This window comes from Mongoliimonas terrestris (assembly GCF_001927285.1).
Classification (GTDB): domain Bacteria; phylum Pseudomonadota; class Alphaproteobacteria; order Rhizobiales; family Pleomorphomonadaceae; genus Chthonobacter; species Chthonobacter terrestris.
Genome location: NZ_MSIG01000004.1, coordinates 165334 through 188702 on the forward strand (window position 1 = coordinate 165334; position 23369 = coordinate 188702).

Genomic DNA, 23369 nt, shown 5'->3' on the forward strand with positions numbered 1-23369 from the left:
CCGTCGATCAGAATTCGCGCATGGTCTCGCGCAGGGTCGACTTGGTGTAGGTCGTCCGCGTCAGGCCGCGCCGCTGCAGGGCCGGAACGAGGCCTTCGCAGATCTGGTTGATGTACTGGCGGTTCACCTTCTGGAACGGCGAGGAGATCAGGAAGCCGTCGCCGCCGACCTGCTCCATCACGTCGCCGAGGCGCTCGGCGACCGAGTCGGGCGTGCCGATCACGCCGTCGAGGCCGCGGGTGGCCCGGTCCTTGACGAGCTGGCGGAGCGTCTTGCCCTTGCCCCACTGGGCGAAGGCGTCGAGCGAGCCCTGCTCGCCGTTGGTGGTGAGACGCGGCAGCTCGGCGTCGAGGTCGAACTTGGAGAAGTCGATGTCGGTGACCGAGGAGATCGAGGCGAGCGTCATCTCGATGTAGGTGTCGGAGTTGAAGTAGCGGTCGTGCCGGTCCTTCGCCTCGTCCATGGTCTCGGCCAGGATGGGCTGGACGATGAAGAAGACCTTCACGTCGTCCGGATTGCGGCCCGCGCCCTCGGCCCGGCGGCGGATGTCGTCGCGGAACTCCTTCATGGCCGGGATGCCGGTGGCGGCCACGATGATCGAGTCGGCGGTCTCGGCGGCGAACTGGCGGCCGCGGGGCGAGCCGCCAGCCTGTACGAAGGCCGGGCGGCCCTGCGGCATCGGCGTGGTGTTGAGCGGGCCGCGCACCTTGAAGTACTTGCCTTCATGGTTGATCGGCTTGACCTTGGTGTAGTCCGCGTAGGTGTTGGTGGCCTGGTCGCGCACCACGGCACCCGGCTCCCAGCTCGACCAGAGCTTCAGGCAGAGCTGGACGTATTCGTCCGCCATCTCGTAGCGGACCTCGCGCGGGGGCAGATGATCCATGCCGAAGTTCTGGGCGGCGAGGTCCTCGCCGCTCGTCACGATGTTCCAGCCGAACCGGCCCTTGCAGATGTGGTCGAGGGTGGCGCAGAGGCGGGCCAGCATGAAGGGCGGGTAGCCGAGCGTCGACATGGTGGCGACGACGCCGATCTTGGAGGTCTTCTGACCGATCAGGGCGGCGAGCGGCGCCGGGTCGCCCTTCGGGCCCATCAGGGCGTACTTCAGGTACGCCTCGCTGGATTCGCCGTAGGCCTCCGACATCATCAGCGTGTCTTCGATCATGATGAAGTCGAAGCCGGCCCGCTCCATGGAGAGCGCCATGTCCACGTAGAAGGACCCGTCCCACGGCTTGCCGCCGGCGGAATAGGTGGTGTTCCAATCGTCCACGGCGAAATTCATGAACCAGGCGAGGTGAAACGGCTTCGGCATGGCAGGTCCCCAGCAATCGACGGGCGAGCGGGAAGCCTTCGAGGGTGAAGGCTTCGCGGGGGCGGTCGGCGCTCCGTCGGCCGGCCGAACCCGGTGCTCCGGTTCGTGAGGGGAAGTGAACCGCAACGGTCGGGGGCGAACCATCTGGAAAGCGGGAAGCGCCGATCCGCGGAACGACAGATGACCCTTTAGGCAGATGCCCTGTTTTTCGGTCGCATTCTGGGCAGATCGTCCGACGGCCTACGGGACTTCCGGTATGCCGCATTGCAGGAAAGCCATACTGCGGCGCGAATTAAGTGGCGACTTAAGAGGTTGTCCGGATTGACTCCATGTCGCGGGCGCCCTGGCACGAAGGTTGCGATGCTGTTTTTTCGAACACGCGAAGGCCTTGCCCGGAGGGATCGGACCGCCATGTCGAACCTCAGCCAGATCTATGACGTCGATCTGAAGCTTCTCCGCTGCTTCTGCACCATTGTGGAGGAGGGCAGTTTCACTGCCGCACAGGCGACACTCAATTTGTCGCAGTCCATGCTGAGCGAATACCTGAAGTCGCTGGAGATCCGTCTCGGGACCCGGCTCTGCCAGCGCGGGCCGAAGGGGTTCAAGCTGTTCCGCGAAGGCGAGGTGGTCTACCAGGCCGCCAAGGAGCTGTTCGCCTCCATTGAAACGTTCAAGCAGCGCGCCTCCAACATCAACGAGGGAACGATCTACGAGCTCTCCCTCGGTATCCAGGACGGCATCGTGGACAATCCGAAGTGCCGCATCGCCGACGCGATGGAGCGCTTCTCCGAATATTATCCGAACGTGCGCTTCAAGGTGGAGATCATGCTGGGCTTCCAGATGATCGGCCGGGTGGCGGACGGGCTGATCCACGTGGGCATCGGCCTCATCAACGACCAGTTCCACCAGCTTTCCTTCGAACATCTCTACGACGAGCACGCCTGGATCTGCTGCGCGCCGAAGCATCCGCTGTTTCATGTGGCGGACGAGGACCTGACGCGCGAGATGATCGAGACGGCCACCTACTGCCACCGCGGCCATCTGGAGTATTTCCATCCGGAGCGGGTGCGCCAGTCGGAGACGCGCGGCGACATCGGCCACGGCGCCCAGGCCCATCTGGCGCTGATCCTCTCCGGCCGCAACATCGGCTACCTGCCGAGCCACATGGCGGAGCGCTACGTGGAACAGGGGCTTTTGCGCGTGCTGCGCTCGGACATGACGCATCTGGTCAACCCGATCACCGCCATCACGGGGCCGAGCTCCAGTGATTTCAAGCTCGCCCGCCGCTTCGTCGATTGCCTGATCGACCTGCACATGGAGGCCGCGGCCGATCCCAACGTCTCCACCCTGGCGGCCGCCCGCATGAAGACGCCGCGGCCGGCGGCGCGGAGCGAGGAACGGGACACGTTCGACATCAAGTGCTCGGCACGCTGACGGGTCGTCACACGGCCAGAATGACGCCGGGCGCGGTCAGGCGCGGCCGGACGTGCGCGTCGTCTTCGGCAGGTCGGGCCCGGTGCGAGAAGCGCTGCGGGCACGGGATGCCGGCCTGATATCAAGCTCGCAAAGTCCTGCCCTGTCGGGGCTTTGCGACCGCAGGCAAGCCCGACCGGTGAGGCCGTGACGCGCGGGATGGTCGGCCGAATCCGGACTTCAAGAGCGAGGCGGTAGGCCTAGACGTCGTCCACCGTCCCGAACGGGCGGGCGAGGATGCCGTGGGGGCGGTCCGGGAGCGGGCGGGCGGGCCAACGGCGGATCGCCGCAAGGGCCGGGGCGGTGGCGGACAACGATGTCCGGGTCAGCGCCTGGGCGCTTCGGCCAAGCCCGGCGAGCCGCGCCCGGACGGCGGGGCCGAGCCGGTGCCGCCGCGCGCGGCCGCTCTCGCCCGGCAGGGGCACCTGGATCGCGGCGTTGCGGCGCATGGTGTAGACGGTCGCCACGATGATGATCCCCGAGCCGATCAGGGTGGAGACGTCCGGCACCTCGGCGAAGAGGAAATAGCCGAACACCACCGCGAAGAGGAGCCGGGTGAACTCCAGGGGCGCCATGGCGGCCGCCTCGCCGATCTGCGAGGCGCGGGTGAAGAGCCATTGCGCGCAGGTGGAAATGGCCCCGATGACGATCAGGATCGCCCATTCGCCGGGCGTCGGCGGCACCCACCAGACGATGGTGGGGATGAGATAGGCCGGCACCAGAACCAGGGTCTGGTAGATCAGGATGGTGGCGGTGGATTCCTGGCGGGCCATCATGCGGATGGTGATGGTGCCGCCGCAGACGAGCAGCGCCGCCATGATGGCCATGATGCCGAAGGCGTTCAGCCCCTCGCCGGTCGGCTTCAGGATGACGAGCACGCCGATGAAGCCGACCGCCGTCGCCAGCCAGCGGCGGGCGTCCACCTTCTCCTTCAGGATGACCACCGCCAGGATGGTCATGAACACCACCTGGCTGAAGCCGAGGGCGGTCATTTCGGCGAACGGCATGTTGACGAGGGCGACGAAGAAGCAGAGCTGCGAGGCGAGCGAGAAGGCGCCGCGGGCGAGCTGGAGCTTCAGGTGGTTGGTCCTGAGCGTGCCGCGGATGTCGCCGAGGAAGAGCGGCACCAGGAAGAGCGACAGGATCACCTGGCGCAGGAACAGGATCTGGGTGACCGGCAGGCGGTCGCCGACGAGCTTGATGCCGGCGAGCATGATGCAGAAGAGCACGATGGACGTGACCATCAGCACCGAGCCCTGCAGGTTCGGCGAGGCCATCAGGAAGCGGCCGGTGCCGCGCTGCTTCAGGGCGGTGAGGTCGGCGAGCCGGTAGGTGCGGATGCGGCGACGGCCGGCCGCCGCCGGGGTCAGCGCGGAGGCGGTGGTGGGGAGCACATTCTCCGGACCCGCATCGGCTTCGGCGGGCGCTCCGGCGCGAGCGAGCGGCGCGTTCATGCGTGGTCGATGCCCACCGGCGCCGGGGTGACGACGGCCGGCCGGAGCCGGCGGCGCGGCGGCGGCATGCGCCCCTCGGCGGCCTCGCGGCTCAGCCACGAATAGCGCCAGATGGTGCCGGCGCCGATGCCGGTGAGGCCGGCGATCAGCCCCCACCAGAGCGCCGGGGCGCCGAGGTCGGCCCAGAACATCAGGCCGTAGCCGATCGGAAAGCCCAGGCACCAGTAGCTGACGGTGACGAGCCCGAGGGTGAAGGTGTTGTCCGCAAGGCCGCGCTGCAGGCCCATGCCGACCCCGTAGAAGCCGTCGGCGAGCACGTAGATGGCGCAGAGCGGGATGAGCGACAGGGCGAAGGCGAGGATCTCGGCGTTCTCCGGCGCCTGCAGGTCGATGAAGAGACCGATGAAGCTCTCCGGCGTGACGTAGATGACGGTGGCGGCGACCGCCATGCCGGCCATGCCGAGCACGAAGGCCACGTAGCCGGCGGTGGCGGCGTCGTCGAACGCCTTGGCGCCGCGCCGGTAGCTGATGCGCAGCGCCGCCGCGTCGCCGCAGGAGGCGGCGAGCACGTAGCAGATGGTGCCGAAGTTGTGGACGATCTGGTGCGCGGCGAGCGCCACGGCGCCGAGCTGGCCGACGAGCAGCGTCATGGCGAGGAAGAAGAGGCCGTCCACGGTCATCTGCAGGCCGATCGGCAGGCCGGGCCGCATGATCTCGCCGAGGGTGGCAAGGCTTGGCCGGGCGAGCGGGATCTGCCGGCGGAAGCGGGTGCAGTGGACCGTCGCCAGCATGGCGAGGGCGCTCAGCGTCATGGCGATGACCATGGCGGTCGGGATGCCGTGCCAGCCGAGGGCCGGCAGGCCCATCTCGCCGCCGACCAGCGCCCAGGCGAGGCCGGCGTAGAGGAGGAGCGACAGCGGCGTCAGCAGGTAGAGCACCCGGGCAAGCCCGAACGCCGGCAGGACGCTCCGCATCAGGCCGAGGCGGATGAGGTTGGCCGGCTCGGCCCAGCGCATGATCTCCAGGCAGTCGCGGGTCTGGGCGACCACGTCGGGCGGCTGGTCGAGGGCGATCAGCACGTGGTGGCCGAAGCTGAACCAGGTGAAGGAGACGACCGAGAGCACGCCGGAGAGATAGAGGCCGTTCCAGTAGAGGCCGGGGATGCGGTCCGTCTCGCGGGCGCCCTGCGCCTCGGCCACCAGCACGCCGACGCAGAGGAGGATGCCGGCCACCACGTGGGTGCTAAGCCCCATCCGCAGCGACAGGCCGCCGGCCGCCAGGGCCTCGGGCGCCAAGCCCCCGAACAGCATCAGCGTGGCGGTCATCATGGCGAGGTAGGAGAGGTGGCCCATGGAGATGGGCGCGGCCAGTCGCAGCGTGTCGGCCGCGTGGGTGAGATAGGGCTCGCGCGGGGTCGACTGGACGGTGCGACGCGGCCCGGGCTGCGGTGCGGCGGGGGCGAAGGCGGTAGGCACGACCGCGGTGGGGGCGGGGATGTCGCTCGGGGGCATGGCACTCGGGTAGGCGGAGCCGGCCGGACGGACCCTGCCCGGTGGCGGTGTGGCGGCGAACGGTCGATGGCGCGGATTGCCGGGGCGGATGCCGCCGGCCGTCGGGCAAAGCCGCCGATGGCCGGTCGCGGCTCGTGAAAAGCAGCGTCAATCCAAGACCTTGCCTGAAACTAGCCGGTCGGCGACGGCCGACACCATCTTCAAACGGCCAAGCGCGATCCACCTCGGCCCGACCCATCGTTGCCCGGACCTCAGGCAGCCCGCCGCTTTCGGCGGCACCCGGTGGTTCCGATCGGAGGCGATACGCCCGTTCCGCAGGCCGGCTTCCGGAGAAACCCTGACGTCCGGCGGAGCCGGCCTCACCCTTTGCGGACATGGAATGAGTCTTGCTCGCCTTCCGGCGACGAAACGGCGGCCGCGATTCGACGGGCGCCGAGGAGAGGCGGTTGTCCGGCGCGCCCGCGCCGCATGCGCCGGCTCGACAACAATGCCCGCCGCCCGCGCGGGAATGCCCGCCGCCCGCGCGGGCCATCAGGGGAGGAGACGATGCGCCTTTCGGTCCTCGATCAGTCGGGCGTCGCCGCCGACACGACGCCGGACGAGGCGATCCGCCAGACCCTGGCGCTCGGCCGGGCGTGCGAGGCGATGGGCTACCACCGCTTCTGGGTGTCGGAGCATCACAACACGGCCGGCATCGCCGGATCGGCACCGGAGGTGCTGCTCGGCGCCCTGGCGGCGAGCACACGGTCGATCCGGATCGGCAGCGCCGGGGTGATGCTGCCGCACTATGCGCCGCTGAAGGTGGCCGAGCAGTTCCGCGTGCTCGACGCGATCGCCCCGGGCCGGGTGGACCTCGGCCTTGGCCGCGGACCGGGCGCGGACCGGATGACCACCTACGCGCTGAAGCCGGACGCCATGGACAACCCGCTCGCCATGTCGGGCATGGACGCCTTCCCGCAAGGGGTGGAGGACGTGATCGCCTGGTCGAGCGGCGACGGGCCGGACGCCAGCCACACCTTCCACGGCATCAAGGCGCAGCCGGCGGGTCCCACCGCGCCGGACTGCTTCATCGTCGGCAGCACCAACTACACGGCCCAGCTCGCCGCCCACTTCGGGCTGCCCTACTGCTTCGCGCACTTCTTCAACGACGGAATGGGGGCGGCGGACGCGGTGGATCTCTACCGGCGCACCTTCCGGCCGAGCCAGCGGCGGGCGACGCCGTCCGCCTCGCTCTGCGTGTTCGCGCTGGCGGCGCCGAGCGAAGCGGAGGCCGAGGCCCTGTTCCGGCCCTATGCGCTCTGGCGGCTCGACCGCGACCGGGGCCGCACCCTGCCCTTCCCGAGCCTCGCCGCGGCCGCGGCGCGGACCCTCACCGCCCACGAGGAAGGTCAGGTGGACAAGCTCCGCCGCCTCGCCCTCGTCGGCACGCCGACCCAAGTGGTGACGGCGCTCCGCGCCATGGTGGAGGCCTACGGGCTCGACGAGATGGTGGTGTTCGCGCCCGGCTATCCGGCGGAGATCCGCACGCGGTCCTATGCGCTGATCGCCGAGGCGGCGGGACTGGAGCCGCGCGCCGCCGCCTGAGGCTGGGGGACTCGTGGGCTTGCGCCGGAGGGGCGGCGGCCGCTCGTCGGCGCGCCGCCGACGGTCAGGGCGTCTCCTCGACCGGGTCGCGGAAATAGGGCTCCACCGGGCCCTTCAGCTTCAGCGTGAGCGGCTTGCCCTTGCGGTCCTTCGCGGCTCCGGCCGCCACGCGCACCCAGCCCTCGCTGACGCAATACTCCTCCACGTTGGTCTTCTCCTGGCCCTTGAACCGGATCCCGACGCCGCGCTCCAGCGTGCTCGCGTCATAGAAGGGGCTGTCGGGGTCGTTGGAGAGGCGGTCTGGCGGGGTATCGGACATGAGGGATCTCCGTTTCGGTCGGCCGGAGAGATAGACGGCGCGGGCGCGGGGGACAAGGGCGGGGAGAGGCCGGGGGCTGGCTGGTGGCGGATGATGCCCGGCGGTGTTGGGCTCCCCGCATCCCCCGGGTCGTCACCTCGGTGAAGCCCGGGGTCCAGCCGACGGTGGGATTGTCCGCGTCGTGGGGGGCCGTAATTGTCGGTTGGATCCCGACGTTCGTCGGGATGACGTTCAAGCGGGACGGGGCGGGTGGAGGGAGGGACGGGGAGGGTGGAGGCGGGTCGGGACTGCGTCCACGCTCATCCCGGTCGTCACCCCGGCGAACGCCGGGGCCCAACCGAAGGCGGGGGTGTCCGCATCGGTGTGGGTCGGTCGCGGTCGGTTGGATCCCGGCGTTCGCCGGGATGACGTTCAAGGGGGACGGGGAGGGTGGAGGCGGGTCGGGATTGCGTCCACGTCCATCCCGGTCGTCACCCCGGCGGAGGCCGGGACCCAACCGCAGGTGGGGGTGTCCGCACCGGTGCGGGTCGGTCGCGGTCGGTTGGATCCCGGCGTTCGCCGGGATGACGTTCGAAGGGGAATGGTGGGCATCCGAACGAAAGGGCGGCGGGGCCCTTGAGGATCCGCCGCCCCTGTCTGTGATGACCCTTTGATCTCTGGGAGGACCCTCGGATCCGCGTCTCAGTTGGTCAGAGCTTGCGCTCGATCGCGCCTTCCACGGCGCCGACGACGCCGCCCATGCCGGACTTGGAGGTCTGCTCGGACTGCGCGCCGCCGTCCGGGCGGGCCGGGGCGAGGGAGGGCTTGCCGCCGAGCGGCTCGGAGACCGCGGCGGAGAACTCGCCCTTGCCGTCGAGGCTCGGACCCTTGCTCCAGCGGCCCTCGGGAATGCTGCCGTCGACCATGTGGCCGAGGTAGACGTAGGAGAACTCGGTGTTCTCCTGGTCCTGCGGGAAGCTGTTGGGGATCGGCAGCGACTTGGCGAGGCCGCCCATGTCCTCGATCGCCGCCAGCCACTGCTGCTGGTGCATGGTGTCGCGGGCGATGAGGAAGGACAGCATGTCCTTCATGCCCGGGTCGTCGGTCATGTTGTAGAGGCGCACGGCGAGCACGCGGCCGGAGGATTCCGCCGTGGCGTTCGCCATCATGTCGGCGGCGATGTTGCCGGACGCGTAGACGTGCGAGGCGTCGAACGGCACGCCGTTGGCGTCCGACGGCAGCGCCGCAAGGCCGGTGGAGAGGATGTGGCGGAAGTCGACGCCGTTGAGGATCGCGCCGCCGACGGCGTCCTTGGAGACGTCCTCCTTGATGGAGAGCGGGGCGTTCTCAAGATTGAGCGCCACGGCGGTCGCCAGCATCTCGATGTGGCCGAGTTCCTCGGTGGCGGTGTTGAGCAGCATGTCGCGGTACTTGGCCGGGCCGCGGGCGCCGAACGCCTGGAACATGTACTGCAGCGCCACGCGGATCTCGCCTTCCACGCCGCCGATCGCCTGCTGCAGGGCGCGGGCGAAAGTCGGGTTGGGGCGCTCGACGCGCACCGGATACTGCAGTTTGCCATCTGTGTAGAACATCGTTCGTGCTCCTGAAATTGAACTGACACCCGCCCTTCAACAACGGGGGTGCGCGCTTGTTCCTATTATTTATCTACGAATACTGTTCAGCTTGCGCTTGTAGGCGAGCTTATACTTGAGCGGTATGGCCGCTCGGCGCGCCGGCCCGGAACCGGCGTCGAGACGCGCGACAACGGGGCGTGACACAGGCCGGAACAGAAGCCCGATCCGCCGGTTCATCCCGGGTGACCACCTTGAGCGCGAGCCGACGGCGCGCGCCTTACCCGATCCGGATCGCTTGTGAGTTTCAAACCGATGGGCAGCTCGATCGGCAAACGTCGCCTTGCCCGGCGCGCGGCGGCCGTGTTTCCGGCGGTCCTGGCGACCGGCTGCACCGGTCCCCAGTCCGCGCTCGACCCGGCCGGCCGGGAGGCCGAGACGGTGGCGCACCTCTTCTGGGTGATGACCATCGGCGGCGCGGTGATCTGGGTGGCCGTGCTGGCGCTCGCGGTCTACGCAGGCGGGCTGAAGCGGCAGCCGGTGTCGGAGGCTTTCGCCTTCCGGCTGATCGTCTGGTGCGGCGCCGCCATCCCGACCGTGATCCTCGCCGCGCTCCTCGTCTACGGCCTCTACCTGATGCCGGAGCTTCGGCCGTGGACCCGCGAGGCGGCGGCGGAGCCGGGGCTGAAGGGCCACGTGACGGGCGAGCAGTTCTGGTGGCGGGTGCGCTACGACCTGCCCGAGGGGGCGGTTGAGAGCGCCAACGAGATCCTGGTGCCGGTCGGGCGGCCGGTGCACCTGACCCTCACCTCGCCGGACGTGATCCACTCCTTCTGGGTGCCGGCGCTCGCCGGCAAGATGGACCTCATCCCCGGCCGCACCAACCGCATCACCTTCACGGCGACGAAGCCCGGCGTCTACCGGGGCGTCTGCGCGGAGTTCTGCGGCGAGAGCCACGCCCTGATGGCGCTCACCGTGCGGGCGGTGGAGCCGGAGGAGCACGCGCGGCTGATCGCCGCCGAGGCCCGGCCGGCGGCGGTGACGGCGGGCGCGGGGCTGGACCTCTTCATCGCCAAGGGCTGCGCCGCCTGCCACACGATCCGGGGCACGCCGGCGGCCGGCACGGTCGGCCCGGACCTCACCCACGTGGGCAGCCGGCCGACCCTCGCGGCCGCCACCCTGCCGAACGATCAGGCCGCGCGCGAACGGTTCCTCCGCCATCCGGACGCGGTGAAGCCCGGCATCCGCATGCCGGCCTACGACATGCTGCCGCCCGCCGAGATCGAGACCCTCGCCCGCTTCCTCGGAGACCTCACATGACCGCCACGACCGACACGGCCGCCGGTCTGCCGCCCCCGGGCAGCGAGGCGGACCTCGCCCGGCGGCGGGCGCAGGAGGAGCGGCTGCGCAAGACCTGGGAGACGCCGAAGGGCATCCGCTACTGGACGGCGGTGAACAACACCGAGGTCGGCGTCTGGTACACGGCAACCGCCTTCGTGTTCATGCTGTTCGCCGGCCTGCTGGCGCTCCTGATGCGGGCGCAGCTCGCCGTGCCGGACAACGACCTGATCTCGGCGGACCTCTACAACCAGGCCTTCACCCTGCACGGCACGGTGATGATGTTCCTCTTCGCCGTGCCGATCTTCGAGGCGGTGGCCATCGTCATCCTGCCGCAGATGCTGGGCGCGCGAGACCTGCCGTTCCCGCGCCTCTCCGCCTTCGGCTTCTGGAGCTTCGTCCTCGGCGGCGTGTTCGTCTGCGGCTCGATCTTCTTCAACGCGGCGCCGAACGCCGGCTGGTTCATGTACCCGCCGCTCGCCACCGACGAGGAGCAGTCCGGCATCGGGGCGGACATCTGGCTGCTCGGCCTCTCCTTCATCGAGGTGGCGTCGATCGCCGCCGCGGTGGAGCTGATCATCGGCACCTTGAAGTGCCGGCCGCCGGGCATGCGGATCAACATGATCCCGCTCTTTGCCTGGTACATCCTGATCGTCGCCGGGATGATCCTCTTCGCCTTCCCGCCGCTGATCGCCGGCGACATCCTGTTCGAGATGGAGCGGATGTTCGACTGGCCGTTCTTCGACCCGGAGCGGCGCGGCGACCCGCTGTTGTGGCAGCACCTGTTCTGGATCTTCGGCCACCCGGAGGTCTACATCGTCTTCCTGCCGGCGATCGCCCTCATCGCCATGATCGTGCCGACCTTCGCCCAGCGGCCGATCGTCGGCTATTCGTGGATCGTGCTCGCCGCCGTCGGCACCGGGTTCCTGAGCTTCGGGCTCTGGGTCCACCACATGTTCGCCACCGGCCTGCCGACGATCTCGCTCGCCTTCTTCTCGGCGGCCTCGGAGGCGGTGGCGATCCCGACGGGCGTGCAGATCTTCGTCTTCATCGCCACCCTGCTCGCCGGGCGGGTGATCTTCGCCGTGCCCATGCTGTTCGCCACCGGCGGCCTCGCCATCTTCGTGATCGGCGGCCTCACCGGCGTGATGGTGGCGCTCGCCCCGTTCGACTGGCAGGCGCACGACACCTATTTCGTGGTGGCGCATCTGCACTATGTGCTGATCGGCGGCATGCTCTTCCCGATCGTCGCCGGCATCTACTACTTCTACCCGATCACGTCGGGGAAGATGCTCTCCATGCGGCTCGGCAAGATCGGCTTCTGGCTGATGTTCGTCGGGTTCAACGTGGGCTTCCTGCCCATGCACTTCACCGGCCTTCGGGGCATGCCCCGGCGGGTGTTCACCTATCCGGGCGGGCTCGGCTTCGACTGGCTGAACATGGTCTCCACCGTCGGGGCCTTCGTGTTCGCGGCCGGCGTCGGCGTGGTGGTGTGGGACGTGGTGCGGCCGAAGAGCCGCGAGCCCTATGCGCCCCGCAACCCCTGGAACGCCGGCACCCTGGAGTGGCTGACCACCATGCCGGGCGAGAACTGGGGCGTGCGCTCGGTGCCCTTCATCACCAGCCGCTACCCGATCTGGGACCAGCCCAACCTGATCCGCGACGTGGACGAGGGCCGCGGCCTTCTGCCGGACGCGGAGGAGATGAAGCGGGAGACGCTGGTGACGTCCGTGCTCGACGCGGAGCCGATCCAGTGCCTGCGCGTGCCGGGCAACGCCTGGTCGCCGATGATCGCCGCCTTCACGCTCGGCGGCGTCTTCATCGCGCTCACCTTCAAGTGGTGGATCCCGGCGCTCGTCTCCGGCGTCGCCTTCTTCTGCGTCCTGATGTTCTGGCTGTGGACGAGCACGAGCCTCATTCCGGAGAAGCCGGAGAAGGATGTGGGCGGCGGGCTCGTGCTGCCGCTCTACCGGTCCGGGCCGGCTTCGATCGGCTGGTGGGCCATGTTCATCACCATGACCGGCGACGCCACCGCCTTCGCCAGCCTGGTGTTCGGCTACTTCTTCTACTGGACCGTCCACGCGGACTTCGTGATCGACGGCGGGGGACCGGGCGTCCTCTGGCCGATGATCGCCATGGGCCTCCTCCTGGCCTCCTGGGCGGTGACGCTGCTCGCCCGCCGGTGGAACAGCGCCGACCGGCCCCTGCCGGCCCGGCTCGCGCTGGTGACCGCGGCGGTGCTGGCCGGCGCCGGCGGCGCAGCGGGCCTGATGGGGCCCTACACCCACGGCATGGCGCCGACCACCGACGTCTATCCGGCGATCGTCTGGATTCTGGTGATCTGGACGGCGATCCACGCGGCCGTCGGCGTCATCATGCTCCTCTACTGCCTTGCCCGCAGCCTCGCCGGCCGCATGACCGCCGTCTACGACATCGACATGCGGAACGTGGCGCTCTACGCGCACTTCCTGGCCATGACGGCCGTGGTGACCTTCGCGGTCGTCGGCCTCTTTCCCCTGATCAACTGAGAGCGGCCATGTTCCTGCACGGCGCACGCAACGAAACCCTCTGGCCGCTGATGGGCCCGCCCACGGTCTGGGCGCTGCACTTCGCGGCCGTCTACGGGTGGGCGGCGGTCGCCTGCGCCAAGGCGACGCCGGACGATTCCATGTTTCTCGCCGCCCGCTGGGGCATCGGCGCCCTCACCGTGGTGGCGCTCGCGATGATCGCCTACGCGGGCTACCGGGCGTGGCAGATCTGGGGCTTCGGCCGGTTCGATCCGCCCCATGCGGCGGGCACGGAGACCGACCGGCGCCGCTTCCTCGGCTTCGCCACCCTGCTCCTTGCCGGCCTCAGCGCCGTGTCGGTGATCTTCGTCGGCCTGCCGGCGCTCTTCATCGCGGAGTGCACCTGGTGAAGCGGCTCGCGCTCCTCGCCGGGCTCGCGGTGCTGGCGCTCGTCTGGGGCGGGCCGTTGCTCGGCCGCGACGCCGGTTCGTTCGCCGCCCACATGATCGCCCACATGGGCGTCGTCGCGGTGGCGGCGCCGCTGATCGCCGTCGGGCTCTCGGGCACCCGCGCCGACCCGTCGGCGCGGTTTCCGGCGGTGTTCGCGCCGGTGCCGATCTCGGTCGCGGAACTCTTCGTCGTCTGGGGCTGGCATGCGCCGGCGGCGCGGGCGCTCGCGGAGGGTTCGGCGGTATGGCTGGTGGTGGAGCAGGCGAGCTTCCTTGCCGTCGGTCTCGGGCTCTGGTTCGCCTGCGTCGGCCACGCGCCCGGCGACGGGCCGCGCCGGGCCGCCGCGGGCGCCTTCGGGCTCCTGCTCACCTCCGTCCACATGACGCTGCTCGGCGCGCTGCTGGCGCTGACGCCGCGCCCGCTCTACGGCAGCGAGACCGTGACCTGCCTCGGCCTGACGCTCGACGCCATCGACGACCAGCAGGTCGGCGGCGTCACCATGCTGCTCGTCGGGGCGGCCGTCTATCTGGCGGGCGGGGTGGCGCTGATGCACCGGCTGATCGCCGACCGAGTGCCTGGACCCGATCCCGCAACCGCCATCCCGAGGGGGAGACAGGCATGATCCTCACCCTGCGCAGGGCCGTGCTCGCGGTCGTGGTTCTGGCCGCCGGCGGCCTCCTGTTCGCCTGGTCCGGCCTCTTCAACGTGGCGGCGAGCACCGGCCACTGGCCCGTCACCGCCTGGTTCCTGCACTGGGTGATGCAGAACTCGGTCGGCACCTACGCCATGCTGACCGTGGAGAGCCCGCCCGACCTCGACGATCCGGCGCTGCTGCCGGCCGCCGCCGGCCACTACGCGACAGGCTGCGCCTACTGCCACGCGGCACCGGGCGAGCCCCAGGGGGACGTGGCCAACGCCATGACGCCGCCGCCGCCCCGCCTCGTCGACTGGCTGCCGCACACGGACTGGAGCGACAAGGAACTGCACCGGATCGTGGAGCATGGGGTGAAATACTCCGGCATGCCGGCCTGGCCGAGCCTGCTCAGGCCCGACGAGGTGTGGGGCATGGTGGCCTTCCTGCGGCGCCTGCCGGAGATGGATCCGGCCACCTACCGCACGCTCGCCTATGGCGAGGGCGAGACGCCGCCCACGTCCGCCAACCCGGACTTCGACGCGGCGCTCGCGGACTGCGCCCGCTGCCACGGGGTGGACGGGGCCGGGCGGAGCACCGTCATCCCGGTCATCGGCGGGCAGAAGCAGCCCTATCTGGCGGCGACGCTGAGGGCCTATGCGGAGGGCCACCGGGCGAGCGGCATCATGCAGCTCGCCGCCACCAAGACCACCGCCCCGGTGCTCGACCTGCTGGCGGCGCACTACGCGGCGGCGCGGCCGGCGGCGGCCTCCGCGCCGGCCGGGGAGGGCGCGCCCGACCCGGAGATGCTGGCGCAAGGCGAGGCGATCGCCACGCGCGGCGTGCCGAACCGGGGCGTTCCGGCCTGTCTCGCCTGCCACGGGGTGGACCGGCCGGAGGCCGCCCACGTGCCCCATATCGAGGGCCAGCACGCGGCCTATCTGGACCGGCAGCTCCACCTCTTTCGCGAGGAGGAGCGCGGCGGCTCGCCCTACTGGAAGGTGATGGCCGTGGCCGTCCACGAGATCGAGGACGACGAGATCGCCGCCGTCGCCGCTTGGTTCGCCCGCCAGCCCCGCTTCGGCGCGCCGGGAACGGCCGCGGCGGAACCGGCGCCGGAGGCCGGTGGTTGACGGGGCGACCGCCCCCCAGGCGCTGGGGGCGCGCGCGGATCCATCGGGGCCATGACGCCCGGTGCTGGACGAAGGAGACATCGCATGGACGAGGAAACCGAAGAGCGGGTGCAGCGCCGCGCCTACGAGATCTGGGAGGCCGAGGGCCGCCCGGAGGGTCGCGCTCCCGAGCATTGGGACCAGGCCTGCCGGGACATGGGCGTGCGGGACGACACGGCGGTGCCGTCGATGCCGGCGCCGAGCCCCTCGATCTGAGCCAAGGGCCGGCCGCGGCCAAGCCTCGCGAAAAAGAAAGGCTCCCGTCCCATGTGGACGGGAGCCTTTTTCGTGACCGGTCCAGGTGGTCTCACTCGGCCGGGCAGGGCTCCGCGCGGGCGTTCCGCCAGGTGAGGAGGGCGAGCGCCACGCCGACGGCGGAGAGGGCCACACCGACGAGCGGCAACTGGCCGAGGCCGACGCCCGCGTTGAGGCCGGCGCCGCCGATGAAGGCGCCGCTGGCGCAGCCGACGTTGAAGGCGCCCTGGTTGAGCGTGGAGGCGAGGTTCGGCGCCGCCCGGGCGCTGTCCACCACGAGCATCTGCAAGGGCGCCACGGCGGCAAAGGACACGATGCCCCAGACGAACAGGGTGGCGAGCGCGAGCACCGGCGATGGCGCGGTGAGCGCGAAGGTCGCCATCGTCAGGCCGACCGCCGTGAACACGCCGACGATCGCCCGGTGCACGCTCCAGTCGGCGAGGCGGCCGCCGATGTAGTTGCCGAGGGTGAGGCCGAAGCCGTAGACGAAGAGGTAGGTGGTGACCGTCTCCGGGGCGAGGCCGGTGACGTCGCGCAGGATCGGCGTCACGTAGGTGAAGGCGCTGAAGAAGGCCGCGGCGGAGACGGCGCTCATGGCCATGCCGGTGAGGACTTGCGGGTCCTTGAGGACGGCGAACTCCTTCAGCACGTCGCCCTCCGGCGTCTTCAGGGCGCGCGGCACGAAGAGCGCGACGCCGATGAAGGCGACGAGGCCGGTGAGCGCCACGGCGACGAAGGTGGCCCGCCAGCCGAACGCCTGGCCGAGGGCGGTGCCGCCGGGCACGCCGAGGATGTTGGCGACGGTGAGGCCCATGAACATCAGCGCCATGGCCTGGGCGCGCTGGTGCGCCGGCACGAGGCTTGCCGCCACCACCGCGCCGATGCCGAAATAGGCCGCGTGGGCGAAGGCGGTGAGCACGCGCGCGGCGAGCAGCGTCCAGTAGCCGGGGGCGACGGCGCAGAGGAGATTGCCGACGAGGAAGAGCGCCATCAGGCCGAGCAGCGTCGCCTTGCGCGGCAGTTTCGCCGTGACGACGGCCAGAAGCGGCGCCCCCACCACCACGCCGATGGCGTAGCCGGTCACGAGGAGGCCCGCGTCCGGGATGCTGACGCCGAGGTCGGCCGCCACCTGGGGCAGGAGGCCCATGATGACGAACTCCGTAGTGCCGATGCCGAAGGCACCGGCCGCCAGGGCCAGGAGGGGCAAGGGAAGACGCATTCAGAGCTCCGAATTGGAAACGGGACGCTATCCGACTCGGCCGGCCGTGACGCCGCCGATTTCCTCAAGGCACCCATGCAGCCGCCCTGGCGCCGGGTGGTGAGATGTGGCAGCCAGGGTGCGAAAGCCCTCTGCGGCAACCGTGTGGCGTGATGGAACCGGGCGGGCGCGGCGACCGTTCCGGTCCGCATCGCTCGCGGTCGAGGTCGGGCGGGCACGAAAGGGTGGCCCATGGGTGCGATGAAGCTCGTCCGGCAGATCGATCTCGTCTTCAAGGATTGGCGGCCGCTCCAGCACGTGGACGACCCGCTGCACAAGGACCTGTCCGCCGTGGCGCTGGTCGGCGACTGCCTGTTCGTCGCCTGCGACGAGACGGCGAGCGTGGAACGCCTGCGCCGGCTGGACGACGGCCGCTTCGGCGACCACCTGCACGTGGCCCTCGACGGCATCGTCGACCTGCCGGCGGGCGCCGAGGGCGAAATGGACATCGAGGGCCTTTGCGCGGTCGACGGTTATCTGTGGATCCTCGGCTCGCACTCCACCAAGCGGACTAAGCCCAAGGTGGAGGAGCACGGCCGCGCGGGCGCGCTCGACCGCATGCACGCCGTGGAGTGGGAGGCCAACCGGGCCTTCCTCGGCCGGGTGCCCTTGAAGGAGGAGGCGCCGGGCGTCGTCCTGCCGGTGAAGCAGGATGGCGACCGCAAGGCCGCTTGGGTGAAGCTCGGCGGCGGGCGCGGGCGCCTGCGGCGCTGGGTCGCCGCCGACCCGCAACTCGCCCCGTTCCTCGACGTGCCCTCCAAGGAGAACGGCTTCGACGCGGAGGGCCTCGCCGTGCGCGGCGATCGGGTGTGGGTGGGGCTGCGCGGCCCCGTGCTCCGGGGTCATGCGGTGGTGCTCGACCTGCACATGAAGGCCACCGGCCGCGGCCGGCTGAAGGGGCGCCGGCGCGACGGCGGCCTTCGCTACGCCAAGCACGTGATCGACACCAGCGGCCTCGGCGTCCGCGATCTCCGGCTCGACGGCGACGACCTGTTGCTCCTGGTCGGCCCCACCATGGCGCTCGACGGCCGCGCCCACGTGCTCCGCTGGATGGGCGCCGTCTCCGACACGTCGTCGGGCGTGGTGCCGCCGGAGCGGATCGAGTGGGTGACCGAACTGCCCTATGAAGAAGACACCGACCACCCGGAAGGCCTCGACCTCTTCCCCGAAGCCGGCCCCGGCGGCCTCCTCGTCATCTACGACGCCCCCGGCCCCACCCGCGCCGACCCCGACCGCTTCACCGTGAAGGCGGACGTGTGGGGGCGGTGAGGGGCCTCAATGCCCGCCGCCCCGCCGGCCGGCGCCGCGCCGCTCCAGGACGACCTTCACCACGAGGGTGACGAGGGCGAGGAGGGCGAGGACGGAGGCGGCGGCGAAGGCGCCGGCGGTGTTGTAGTCCTGGTAGAGGAGTTCGATCTGGAGCGGCAGGGTGTTGGTCTGGCCGCGCACGTTGCCGGAGACGACCGAGACGGCGCCGAACTCGCCCATCACGCGGGCGTTGCAGAGCACCACCCCGTAGAGAAGCGCCCAGCGGATGTTGGGCAGCGTGACGAGGAGGAAGGTGCGAAGACCCCCGGCCCCGAGCGAGAGCGCGGCCTCCTCCTCGTCGCGGCCCTGGCTCTCCATCAGCGGGATGAGTTCGCGGGCGACGAAGGGCGCGGTGACGAAGAGGCTGGCGAGGATGATGCCCGGCACCGCGAACATCACCTTGATCTCCGCCGCCTGGAGCGCCGGGCCGAACAGGCCCTGCAGCCCATAGACGAACAGGTAGGCGACGCCCGCCACCACCGGCGAGATGGAGAAGGGGATCTCGATCAGCGTGATCAGCGCCCGCCGGCCCGGGAAGGTGAACTTGGTGATGGCCCAGGCGGCCGAGACGCCGAACACCGTGTTGATCGGCACCGCCACCAGGGCGACCAGAACCGTGAGGCCGATGGCGTGCGCCGTGTCGGGGGACGTGAGCGTCGCCCAGTAGGCGCCGACGCCGGCTTCGAGCGCCCGCGCCACGATGAGGGCGACCGGGGCGACGAGGAGCAGCAGCGTCACCGTCACCACGGTGCCGATGAGGGCGCGCCGGAACAGCGGGCCATCGCCCACGCGGCGCGGGCCATTTCCCACGCGGGGGACGGAGGTCGGGGTGGCGGCCATCAGTCGGTCCTCGTGAAGCGAAGGGCGCGGGCCTGCAGGACGTTGGTCACCGCCAGCATGACGAAGGCCGCGAGGAGCATGACCGACGCGATGGCGGCGGCGGCCTCGTAGTCGAACTCCTCCAGCCGGATGAAGGCGAGGAGGGCGGTGATCTCCGTTGAGTTGGGCTGGTTGCCGGCGATGAAGATCACCGCGCCGAACTCGCCGAGGCTCCGGGCGAAGGCGAGCGACGTGCCGGCCAGAAGGGCGGGGGTGACGAGCGGCAGGATGACCTTGGTGAAGATCCGCCCGTCTCGGGCGCCAAGCGACTGGGCGGCCTCCTCCACGGCGGGGTCGAGATCCTCCAGGACGGGCTGCACGGTGCGCACCACGAAGGGCAGGCTGGTGAAGGCCATCGCCACCATGATGCCGAGGGGGGTGTAGACGACCGTGATGCCGACGTCGGCCAGGATGGCACCAAACCAGCCGTTCTCGGCGAAGAGGGCGGTGAGCGCGATGCCGGCGACGGCGGTCGGCAGGGCGAACGGCAGGTCCACCACCGCGTCGAGCAGGCGCCGGCCGGGGAAGCGGTAGCGGGTGAGGATCCAGGCGAGCGCGAAGCCCCACACCACGTTGAAGAGCGTGGCGACGAGGGCGGAACCGACCGTCACCTGGTAGCTGGCGATGGCGCGCGCGGAGGTGACCACGCGCCAATAGCCCTCCGGCCCGAGGCTCGCCGCCTTGTAGACGAGCGCGGCGAGCGGCAGGCAGACGATGAGGGCGAGGTAGAAGAGCGTGACCCCGAGCGTCAGGGGCAGGCCGGGGAGGACGCGACGAGCCAAGGCCGATCGTCTCCAGGTGCGGGAACCGTCCGGTCCATCGGACCGCTTCGACGGCCGACGAGGAGCGTCCGGGCGGGACGCTCCTCGTCGGGGGGGGATTTGATGGGGTGGATGGGGCGCGGCGGCCCGTGGGGTTGCGTCAGCGGCTGCCGTAGAGCTCGTCGAGCTTGCCGTCGGAGGCGAAATGCTCGGCCTGGACCTTGTCCCAGCCGCCGAACACGTCCTCCACGGTCACCAGCCGGACCTCGGGGAAGTCGGCGGCGACTTCGGCCTTCACGGTCTCGTCGTGCACCCGGTTGCCGTTCGCCGCGATGACGCGCTGGCCTTCGGCGGAATAGAGGAAGTCCAGGTAGGACTTGGCGAGATCGCGGCTGCCGCGCCGCTCCGCGACGGTCTCCACGATGGCCACCGGGAACTCGGCGAGCAGGCTCACCGACGGGATGACGATGTCGAACTTGTCCTCGCCATACTCCTTGGCGATGCCACGCACCTCGGCCTCGAAGGTGATCAGCACGTCGCCGGTCTGGCGCTCCACGAAGGTGGTGGTGGCGGCACGCCCGCCGGTGTCGAACACCGGCACGTTGTCGAAGAGCTTGGTGACGAAGGCGTCGACCTTCTCCTCGTCGCCGTCGAAGGCCTCGCGGGCGAAGGCGGTGGCGGCCAGATAGGTGTAGCGCGCGTTGCCGGAGGTCTTCGGGTTGGGGAAGATCACCTTGACGTCGTCGCGGACGAGGTCGCTCCAGTCCTTCACGCCCTTCGGATTGCCCTCGCGCACCAGGAAGGCGGGCAGCGAGTAGTAGGGCGAGGCGTTGTTCGGGAAGGCGGTCTTCCAGTCGGCCGCGACCGCGCCGCCGCGGTCCACCAGGGTCTGCACGTCGGTCACCTGGTTGAAGGTCACCACGTCGGCCTCAAGACCCTCCAGCACGGCGCGGGCCTGCTTGGACGAGCCGCCGTGCGACTGGTCGATGCTGACCGTGACGCCGGTCTCGGCCTTGTGCTTCTCCACGAAGGCTTTGTTCACGGCGGCGAACAGTTCGCGCGAGATGTCGTAGGAGGCGTTGAGGAGCGAGGTGGGCGCCTCGGCCGCGGCCGGGCCGGCCATCAGGCCGAGAACGGCCGCACCGACGAGAAGAAGACGGGACATGGGATCGTCCTTCGATGGATGAGAGCGGGTCGCGCCGATCGGGTGCGACGATGTCCCGGACCCTACCGGCCGTGGCGCCCGCCGCGAAGGCACCGGCTCGCGCCGTTGTTCGGCCGCGTAGAAAATCCTTCTCAGGAGCGGCCGTTTGGCAGCGACGGGCGCGAGACGGCCCGGTTTCGATCAGCCGTCCGGAGTTTTCTGTTCCGCCTCGGCGGGCGCCGCAGGCAGGTGCAGGCCGGCCACGAGGCCGCCGCCGGGGCGGTTCTCCAGTCCGATCCGCCCGCCGTGGGCGGCCGCCACCCGGTTGGCGATGGCAAGCCCGAGGCCGGACCCGCTGCCCTTCGGTGCGGCGCCCCGCTCGAAGCGGAGCAGCACCCTTGCCATGTCGGCCTCCGGGATGCCCGGGCCGCGGTCGGCGACCAGCACCGCGAAGCCGGCGCCGCTGCGGGCGACCGTCACGTCGATGCGGGCTTCGGCGGGGGCGTAGGCGAGCGCGTTGTCGACGAGATTGCGGATCGCCTCGCCGAGCGCCACCGGGTCGCCGGCGATGACGGCGCCCTCCGCGTCCTCCGCCACGTCGAAGCGGATCGCCCGGTCGGCCGAGTAGGCGAGCGCGTCGTTGACGGCCGCCGCCGCCAGCCGGTCGAGGCGCACCGGGGCGGCGCGACCGAGCATCAGCCGGTTGGCGACGGCGGCGTCGGCGAGGAGCTGGTTGGTGATGCGCGACGCCACCTCGGCGTTGCGGCGGATGCGCTCGGCCTGGTCGCGAAGGGCGGCCGGGTCGGTCTCGGCGGCGGCGACCTCGGCCATGGAGATCAGGCTGGCGAGCGGCGTTCGGATCTGGTGGGCGGCCTCGGCGAGGAAGTCGCGGTTGCGCTCCAGCGTGGTGCGCAGGCGCTCGACGAAGTGGTTGAGGGTCGCGACGAGGGGGGCGATCTCCGCCGGCACCCCCGGCAGGGCGAGGGGGCCGAGGTCGGTGCTGCCGCGCGCCTCCAGGCTCTGCTGGAGGGTCGCCACCGGCCGCAGCGCCTGGCGGATGGACAAGGGGATCATCACGATGGCGGCGACCCCGACGAGCACCAGCGGCACCATGGCGTAGGTGCGGATCTCCGCCGCCAGCGCCTGCCGGCTCTCGCGCGTCTCGGCCACGAGCACGGTGACGAAGCGCGGCATGCCGGCGACGGTGATCAGCCGGCGGCTCGCCGCGATGCGCACCGCAAAGCCCCGGTAGCTGCCGTTCACCGCCGTCATGTCGGCGCCGCGGGGAAAGCGGAGGTCGCCGACGGCAAGGTCCGGGTAGCCGGTGACCGTCACGTTCCGGTCGTCGTGCACCCGGTGGAAGATGCGGTCCGCCTTGCCGATGGAGAGCATGGAGAAGGCGCTCGTCGGCACGTCCACCGTGATGGCGCCATCGGCGATCTGGATCGCGTCGGCGATGGAGAGCGCCGAGGCCATCAGAAGCCGGTCGTAGGCCTCGTCGGACGCCCGGTCGGCGAACCCCACCACGATGGCGGCGATCACCGCCAGGAAGGCCGCCACCGACACCGCGCCGCCGAGGGCGAGCCGGCGGGCGATGGAGTGGGCGCGCGGATGGCCGGGCGTGCCGGCCGGCGGCAGCGACGCGTCGTCGTTCCGGGCGGCCGTGTCAGTCACGGCGGACCTCGCCCACGTAGCCGAGGCCGCGGATGGTGCGGATCTCGAAGCTCGATCCCTCCAGCTTGCGCCGGAGCCGCGAGATGGAGAGCTCCACCGCGTTGAGGCCCGCGTCCCCGTCCAGGCTGAACAGTTGGTCGAAGATCTGCTCCTTGGAGAGCACCCGGCCGCGGCCGATGATGAAATACTCCAGGAGCCGGTACTCCCGGGCGGACAGCTCCACCGGGCGCGCGTCCACGGTGATCCGCCGGGCGCCGGCGTCGAACGCCAGGTTGCCGAGCGTGAGGGTGCCGCTGCCGAGCCCGTGGCGGCGGCGCTGCAGGGCGGCGAGACGGGCGTCGAGTTCGCGAAGATCGAAGGGTTTGACCAGGTAGTCGTCGGCGCCGAGGTCGAAGTGGCGCAGCTTGTCCTCCACGTCGCCGCGGGCGGTGAGGATGACGACCGGCAGCGTGCGGTCGCCCGCCCGCACCTTGACGAGGAGGTCGGTGCCGCTGGCGCCGGGAAGGTTGAGGTCGAGGAGCACCGCGTCGTAGGGCGTCGCGGCCAGGAGGTGCCCGCCGTCGGTGCCGTCGCGGACCCAGTCGACCGCGTGTCCGCCGCGGCTGAGGTGCCGTTCGACCGCGTGGCCAAGGTCCTCGGCGTCTTCCACCAGGAGTATGCGCATGCCCGTCGTTTCCCAGCGCCGCGCCCCGACGACCTTGCGGCGCTTCGGGCGGCGGAGTTCGTCGACTGTGGCGGGCCTGGACCGGAAGGGCAAGCGCACCGTGGCAACCCGCCGTTCACCGGGAACCG

Annotated in this window: 20 protein-coding genes; 9 read left to right on the forward strand and 11 right to left on the reverse strand. The window is 70.7% G+C overall.

The features are described from left to right. Window positions 1-7 precede the first annotated feature (7 nt). A complete protein-coding gene (locus tag BUQ68_RS07235; RefSeq protein ID WP_075215280.1) occupies window positions 8-1309 on the reverse strand; it encodes an NtaA/DmoA family FMN-dependent monooxygenase in 1302 nt (433 codons plus the stop codon). Window positions 1310-1720: 411 nt separating this feature from the next. Between BUQ68_RS07235 and BUQ68_RS07240 the strand changes: the two genes are divergently transcribed. Continuing rightward, complete coding sequence (locus BUQ68_RS07240) at window positions 1721-2743, forward strand: LysR family transcriptional regulator (RefSeq protein ID WP_083656370.1); 1023 nt, start codon at window positions 1721-1723, stop codon at window positions 2741-2743. A gap of 239 nt (window positions 2744-2982) precedes the next feature. Here the strand turns inward: BUQ68_RS07240 and BUQ68_RS07245 are convergent, their stop codons facing one another. Together BUQ68_RS07245 and BUQ68_RS07250 are read right to left on the reverse strand one after the other, a co-directional pair. Then, window positions 2983-4236, reverse strand: coding sequence for a DMT family transporter (locus tag BUQ68_RS07245; RefSeq protein WP_075215281.1), 1254 nt, complete (start codon window positions 4234-4236; stop codon window positions 2983-2985). Then, the gene (locus BUQ68_RS07250; RefSeq protein WP_075215282.1) at window positions 4233-5747 is read right to left on the reverse strand and encodes an MATE family efflux transporter; all 1515 of its coding nucleotides are present in this window, start codon (window positions 5745-5747) and stop codon (window positions 4233-4235) included. The genes BUQ68_RS07245 and BUQ68_RS07250 overlap by 4 nt, the downstream gene beginning before the upstream one ends. A 546-nt stretch (window positions 5748-6293) precedes the next feature. Here BUQ68_RS07250 and BUQ68_RS07255 point away from each other — a divergent pair. Further along, window positions 6294-7331 carry an LLM class flavin-dependent oxidoreductase gene (locus tag BUQ68_RS07255; RefSeq protein WP_075215283.1) on the forward strand — a complete coding sequence of 346 codons (1038 nt, stop codon included), beginning with the start codon at window positions 6294-6296 and terminating at the stop codon, window positions 7329-7331. 64 nt (window positions 7332-7395) lie between these two features. Here BUQ68_RS07255 and BUQ68_RS07260 read toward each other — a convergent pair whose 3' ends face one another. Then, complete coding sequence (locus BUQ68_RS07260) at window positions 7396-7650, reverse strand: DUF3297 family protein (protein ID WP_075215284.1); 255 nt, start codon at window positions 7648-7650, stop codon at window positions 7396-7398. 689 nt (window positions 7651-8339) lie between these two features. Then, window positions 8340-9221, reverse strand: coding sequence for a manganese catalase family protein (locus BUQ68_RS07265; RefSeq protein WP_075215285.1), 882 nt, complete (start codon window positions 9219-9221; stop codon window positions 8340-8342). A gap of 294 nt (window positions 9222-9515) precedes the next feature. Here BUQ68_RS07265 and coxB point away from each other — a divergent pair, with 294 nt between their 5' ends. The 6 genes from coxB to BUQ68_RS22790 all read left to right on the forward strand — a co-directional run bounded on the left by coxB (window position 9516) and on the right by BUQ68_RS22790 (window position 15514). Then, window positions 9516-10520 (forward strand): cytochrome c oxidase subunit II, encoded by a 1005-nt coding sequence (coxB, locus tag BUQ68_RS07270; RefSeq protein WP_075215286.1) that lies wholly within the window; start codon window positions 9516-9518, stop codon window positions 10518-10520. After that, window positions 10517-13066, forward strand: a complete 2550-nt coding sequence (gene ctaD / locus BUQ68_RS07275) for a cytochrome c oxidase subunit I (protein WP_083656371.1) — start codon at window positions 10517-10519, stop codon at window positions 13064-13066. Before coxB ends, ctaD begins: the two co-directional genes overlap by 4 nt. 8 nt (window positions 13067-13074) lie before the next feature. Further along, a complete protein-coding gene (locus tag BUQ68_RS24190; protein WP_075215287.1) occupies window positions 13075-13455 on the forward strand; it encodes a hypothetical protein in 381 nt (126 codons plus the stop codon). After that, window positions 13452-14117, forward strand: coding sequence for a cytochrome c oxidase assembly protein (locus BUQ68_RS07285; protein WP_245293189.1), 666 nt, complete (start codon window positions 13452-13454; stop codon window positions 14115-14117). The genes BUQ68_RS24190 and BUQ68_RS07285 overlap by 4 nt, the downstream gene beginning before the upstream one ends. Next, window positions 14114-15259 (forward strand): c-type cytochrome, encoded by a 1146-nt coding sequence (locus BUQ68_RS07290; RefSeq protein ID WP_075215289.1) that lies wholly within the window; start codon window positions 14114-14116, stop codon window positions 15257-15259. The genes BUQ68_RS07285 and BUQ68_RS07290 overlap by 4 nt, the downstream gene beginning before the upstream one ends. Window positions 15260-15343: 84 nt before the next feature. Continuing rightward, a complete protein-coding gene (locus BUQ68_RS22790; RefSeq protein WP_083656372.1) occupies window positions 15344-15514 on the forward strand; it encodes a DUF2934 domain-containing protein in 171 nt (56 codons plus the stop codon). Window positions 15515-15605: 91 nt separating this feature from the next. Here the strand turns inward: BUQ68_RS22790 and BUQ68_RS07300 are convergent, their stop codons facing one another. Continuing rightward, window positions 15606-16772 (reverse strand): MFS transporter, encoded by a 1167-nt coding sequence (locus tag BUQ68_RS07300; protein WP_075215290.1) that lies wholly within the window; start codon window positions 16770-16772, stop codon window positions 15606-15608. 231 nt (window positions 16773-17003) lie between these two features. On the opposite strand from BUQ68_RS07300, the gene BUQ68_RS07305 reads away from it, so the two are divergent. Then, entirely contained in the window at window positions 17004-18080 is a 1077-nt protein-coding gene (locus tag BUQ68_RS07305) for a DUF3616 domain-containing protein (protein ID WP_083656373.1), read from the forward strand. A 6-nt stretch (window positions 18081-18086) separates the two neighbouring features. On the opposite strand, the gene cysW is transcribed toward BUQ68_RS07305, so the two are convergent. From cysW to BUQ68_RS07330, 5 genes are all read right to left on the reverse strand, one after another. Beyond that, window positions 18087-18959 (reverse strand): sulfate ABC transporter permease subunit CysW, encoded by an 873-nt coding sequence (cysW, locus tag BUQ68_RS07310; RefSeq protein WP_075215291.1) that lies wholly within the window; start codon window positions 18957-18959, stop codon window positions 18087-18089. Next, window positions 18959-19780 (reverse strand): sulfate ABC transporter permease subunit CysT, encoded by an 822-nt coding sequence (gene cysT / locus BUQ68_RS07315; RefSeq protein ID WP_075215292.1) that lies wholly within the window; start codon window positions 19778-19780, stop codon window positions 18959-18961. Before cysT ends, cysW begins: the two co-directional genes overlap by 1 nt. A 139-nt stretch (window positions 19781-19919) precedes the next feature. Next, complete coding sequence (cysP, locus tag BUQ68_RS07320) at window positions 19920-20924, reverse strand: thiosulfate ABC transporter substrate-binding protein CysP (RefSeq protein ID WP_075215293.1); 1005 nt, start codon at window positions 20922-20924, stop codon at window positions 19920-19922. Between the two features lie 180 nt (window positions 20925-21104). Then, complete coding sequence (locus BUQ68_RS07325) at window positions 21105-22577, reverse strand: sensor histidine kinase (protein ID WP_083656374.1); 1473 nt, start codon at window positions 22575-22577, stop codon at window positions 21105-21107. Further along, window positions 22570-23241: a response regulator transcription factor gene (locus BUQ68_RS07330; RefSeq protein WP_075215294.1), complete on the reverse strand. Its 672-nt coding sequence runs from the start codon at window positions 23239-23241 to the stop codon at window positions 22570-22572. The genes BUQ68_RS07325 and BUQ68_RS07330 overlap by 8 nt, the downstream gene beginning before the upstream one ends. Window positions 23242-23369: the final 128 nt, after the last annotated feature.

What these genes read in the sequence shown, in the direction of transcription:
- BUQ68_RS07330 (WP_075215294.1), bottom strand. Translation starts at nt 23,241, where the DNA reads ATGCGCATACTCCTGGTGGAAGACGCCGAGGACCTTGGCCACGCGGTC.
- BUQ68_RS07300 (WP_075215290.1), bottom strand. Translation starts at nt 16,772, where the DNA reads ATGCGTCTTCCCTTGCCCCTCCTGGCCCTGGCGGCCGGTGCCTTCGGC.
- cysP (WP_075215293.1), bottom strand. Translation starts at nt 20,924, where the DNA reads ATGTCCCGTCTTCTTCTCGTCGGTGCGGCCGTTCTCGGCCTGATGGCC.
- BUQ68_RS07290 (WP_075215289.1), top strand. Translation starts at nt 14,114, where the DNA reads ATGATCCTCACCCTGCGCAGGGCCGTGCTCGCGGTCGTGGTTCTGGCC.
- BUQ68_RS07305 (WP_083656373.1), top strand. Translation starts at nt 17,004, where the DNA reads ATGGGTGCGATGAAGCTCGTCCGGCAGATCGATCTCGTCTTCAAGGAT.
- ctaD (WP_083656371.1), top strand. Translation starts at nt 10,517, where the DNA reads ATGACCGCCACGACCGACACGGCCGCCGGTCTGCCGCCCCCGGGCAGC.
- BUQ68_RS07250 (WP_075215282.1), bottom strand. Translation starts at nt 5,747, where the DNA reads ATGCCCCCGAGCGACATCCCCGCCCCCACCGCGGTCGTGCCTACCGCC.
- BUQ68_RS22790 (WP_083656372.1), top strand. Translation starts at nt 15,344, where the DNA reads ATGGACGAGGAAACCGAAGAGCGGGTGCAGCGCCGCGCCTACGAGATC.
- BUQ68_RS07255 (WP_075215283.1), top strand. Translation starts at nt 6,294, where the DNA reads ATGCGCCTTTCGGTCCTCGATCAGTCGGGCGTCGCCGCCGACACGACG.
- BUQ68_RS07245 (WP_075215281.1), bottom strand. Translation starts at nt 4,236, where the DNA reads ATGAACGCGCCGCTCGCTCGCGCCGGAGCGCCCGCCGAAGCCGATGCG.
- coxB (WP_075215286.1), top strand. Translation starts at nt 9,516, where the DNA reads ATGGGCAGCTCGATCGGCAAACGTCGCCTTGCCCGGCGCGCGGCGGCC.
- BUQ68_RS24190 (WP_075215287.1), top strand. Translation starts at nt 13,075, where the DNA reads ATGTTCCTGCACGGCGCACGCAACGAAACCCTCTGGCCGCTGATGGGC.
- BUQ68_RS07240 (WP_083656370.1), top strand. Translation starts at nt 1,721, where the DNA reads ATGTCGAACCTCAGCCAGATCTATGACGTCGATCTGAAGCTTCTCCGC.
- BUQ68_RS07260 (WP_075215284.1), bottom strand. Translation starts at nt 7,650, where the DNA reads ATGTCCGATACCCCGCCAGACCGCCTCTCCAACGACCCCGACAGCCCC.
- BUQ68_RS07235 (WP_075215280.1), bottom strand. Translation starts at nt 1,309, where the DNA reads ATGCCGAAGCCGTTTCACCTCGCCTGGTTCATGAATTTCGCCGTGGAC.
- cysW (WP_075215291.1), bottom strand. Translation starts at nt 18,959, where the DNA reads ATGGCCGCCACCCCGACCTCCGTCCCCCGCGTGGGAAATGGCCCGCGC.
- BUQ68_RS07265 (WP_075215285.1), bottom strand. Translation starts at nt 9,221, where the DNA reads ATGTTCTACACAGATGGCAAACTGCAGTATCCGGTGCGCGTCGAGCGC.